General features: G+C 58.4%; 5 protein-coding genes. All 5 read left to right on the top strand.

The features are described 5' to 3' along the window. Positions 1 to 391 precede the first annotated feature (391 nt). The 5 genes from RZR99_RS32600 (at position 392) to RZR99_RS32580 (ending at position 2,334) form a co-directional block, all read left to right on the top strand. The gene (locus tag RZR99_RS32600; RefSeq protein ID WP_323123801.1) at positions 392 to 664 is read left to right on the top strand and encodes a hypothetical protein; all 273 of its coding nucleotides are present in this window, start codon (positions 392 to 394) and stop codon (positions 662 to 664) included. A gap of 216 nt (positions 665 to 880) precedes the next feature. Next, entirely contained in the window at positions 881 to 1,297 is a 417-nt protein-coding gene (locus RZR99_RS32595) for a hypothetical protein (RefSeq protein ID WP_323123800.1), read from the top strand. A 98-nt stretch (positions 1,298 to 1,395) separates the two neighbouring features. Further along, positions 1,396 to 1,680 carry a hypothetical protein gene (locus RZR99_RS32590; RefSeq protein WP_323123799.1) on the top strand — a complete coding sequence of 95 codons (285 nt, stop codon included), beginning with the start codon at positions 1,396 to 1,398 and terminating at the stop codon, positions 1,678 to 1,680. Further along, entirely contained in the window at positions 1,677 to 1,946 is a 270-nt protein-coding gene (locus tag RZR99_RS32585) for a hypothetical protein (protein WP_323123798.1), read from the top strand. Before RZR99_RS32590 ends, RZR99_RS32585 begins: the two co-directional genes overlap by 4 nt. Further along, a complete protein-coding gene (locus RZR99_RS32580; RefSeq protein ID WP_323123797.1) occupies positions 1,933 to 2,334 on the top strand; it encodes a DUF2471 family protein in 402 nt (133 codons plus the stop codon). Before RZR99_RS32585 ends, RZR99_RS32580 begins: the two co-directional genes overlap by 14 nt. Positions 2,335 to 2,741: the final 407 nt, after the last annotated feature.

The raw sequence follows: 2,741 nt of genomic DNA, 5'->3' as shown, positions 1-2,741 counted from the left end.
CGCTGATCTCGGCCTGCGTGATCGTCGCCTTGATCTGTCCGGGCGCGCGTTGCCAATCACTCTTCGCGTCAAACCATCAACGCTCCTGACCGACCATGCCGCCACCGAATGACCCCGCGCCGGCGAGCGTTGTCGAAGTCTGGCGCCTCGCCATCGACAGCACCTCGCTGTTCTTGATCAACGTGCGCACCGACGGCAGCTGGCAACCCTTCTACATCGCACCGGCCCGATTCACGGGTTGGACGTTGCGTATGCTGCCGGCAGCGCCGCCTACCAACGACGTCGACGCTGCCGTTCGTGCCTGGGCGACGGAGTACGGCACGAACCCGTTGATTCGCCGGGACGAGCCGTGTAAAGGTAGGCCGTCCTCACCCTCACGGACAGCATCGCCATGACCTTATTCAAACGTCGGATCGCCGACACTGACGATAAGTTGAAGGAAATGAAGGACGCTCGGAAGGCGTCAGACAAAGCACGGCGCCACCAGGTCAAGCAGACGCGGGCCGATCGCGAGCGGAAAGTCCTGCTGATCGGGGAGGCGATCCTGCACCGCATCGACCGCGGCGAAATGGATGAAGCGGAGTTTCGGCAAATCATGGAGGAAGCCTTATCGCGCCAGGCCGACCGCGCGCTATTCGGTCTGGACGAAGATCCTTCAGCGTAACCATGCCGAAATCACGAACCCAATCGTCGCGTCAAACGGCACGGCGTGCAACAGTGACCAAGCGCATGTTGCTACCCATGCCACGGCACGAGGTCGAAGCGATGTCGCTTCAGTACCACGCGGCGTTCGAGGCCCTGCGTATGAAACGGGGTTCGGCCTATGGACTGAAAACCTTGCTTCAGCTTGTGATCTTGACGGGCNGCACGGCGTGCAACAGTGACCAAGCGCATGTTGCTACCCATGCCACGGCACGAGGTCGAAGCGATGTCGCTTCAGTACCACGCGGCGTTCGAGGCCCTGCGTATGAAACGGGGTTCGGCCTATGGACTGAAAACCTTGCTTCAGCTTGTGATCTTGACGGGCTTCATCGACGAGGCGCGTCGTCATGAGATCCGAGTCGAGGTGCTCGTCGCGGCAGATCGGGGGATCCACGCGGCGTTCGAACGCGGTAATCAGGACGGTGAGTGGTGGCTTGACCCGGACATCGAGGAGATCGTTTCGTCTCTCCTTGCCTGGCGTGACGATCAGCTGCGCACGGCGCCACTCGCGGTCTTGATGGAAGCGATCGAGCGAATGGAGCGATTCCGAGCGGGAAAATCCTACGATCGGCCGCCGGTCCGGGCGGTCCCGTAGCTAAAACTCACGGATGACAAGTTCTCGCAATCCCGATATATATACAGTGTTTTTGACAGGTGGCCAGCACGGCGCCTCTCTCCCGGAGACACTGGATCATGGACGATTCGATTCGCATCATCACGGAACGAGACCGGCAGACGCTCGACTGGCTTCGTGCACATTTCGGTGCCGCCCGACTCGAGGAAGCGGCGCGATACCTGGCCGATCATGCACGCTCGAAGCCTTACGTGTCAGCAATCTGCCGGTATCTGCGCGTCCGGCCACCGGCATTCGTAGCGGGTGAACCGATCCGCGATCATCGCGTCGGCGACGCGTATCTGGCGAAGATGCGTGGGCAGTTGGCCAGTACGGCTTCGCATGCACCAGGGAGACGATCGTGATCGCTGCTCCGATGACAGAACAACGTGACGTGCTTGTCGCACTCGGCTGGGCAGCGGTCAGCGACTACGGCTATCAACACGCCAGCGGCTGGACGATCGGCATCTGTCGGGTACACGATGCGTGGATCGTCGAGTTGTGGGACGGTCGGCGTCGTCACGCTGAGTTTAATACGCCGCTTGACGCGGCCGCCCATCATTACCAGCTGATCAGAGAAGATAGCGATGCCGGTCGGCGCCTGGAGGAATGTGACGATGTCATCGCGTAAGTCCGAAACGGTTGATATTGCCGATGCCGATCGCAACGAGGTGTCCAGCCAGGACTATCGACGTGCGGCCACCGCCCTGCAGATCGCGCTCGTTTCGGCCGCTCGTGAACGGCTCGGCGCGCGTGTGACGCAAACCGTCGCGCTCGGATGGCCGATCACCTGGGGAGAGCTGCTCGAGGTCGAGAGGCGGGCCTTTGCGCGCTCGTCACTCCAGGTGCTCGCCGCCGTCCTGGACAGCTTCGCGCGCCTGGAGAACAGTCGCTGGCTCAATTCCGGGCTGGATGTCGAAGCGGATCTGATGCGCGACGACGATGACCTGCCGGTCGTGGTGCTGATCGTGCGAGCAATGCGAGAGTCTGTGCGAGACATGGCGGATGCGCCATCATGAATGGTGGGTTGTTTTATCAGATAAATAAAGTATTTGTTCGACAATTAGGGAAAATTGTCCGCAATACGCGACCAACCAAATTATTAACTCGCAAAAATTGATAATTTCAGGCCGCCAAAAATACTTGCAAGTTTCTTGTAAACGTAGAGAATAGTCGCTAGAAATCAAGGGCGCGGACTGATGCAGGCATCGTTCATTGCATGCTTCTTCCGTTAGTTATTTCGGACTCCTATCATAGTGAATTTTTTAAAATAAATCTATTTTATATGGTGCACCAATGACAATGCCGAAAGCAATTAATAAGTTGATTTTGACGATTCTTGTTGCCATGCCCATGAGTGCCTTTGCGGATGGGTTCACTCAGCCCGCCAAAATCACCGAACTCATTACCGATTGGGGTGTGGACC

This window comes from Burkholderia alba (genome assembly GCF_034721475.1).
GTDB classification, from domain to species: domain Bacteria; phylum Pseudomonadota; class Gammaproteobacteria; order Burkholderiales; family Burkholderiaceae; genus Burkholderia; species Burkholderia alba.
This window is presented reverse-complemented; position numbering and strand designations above follow the sequence as displayed.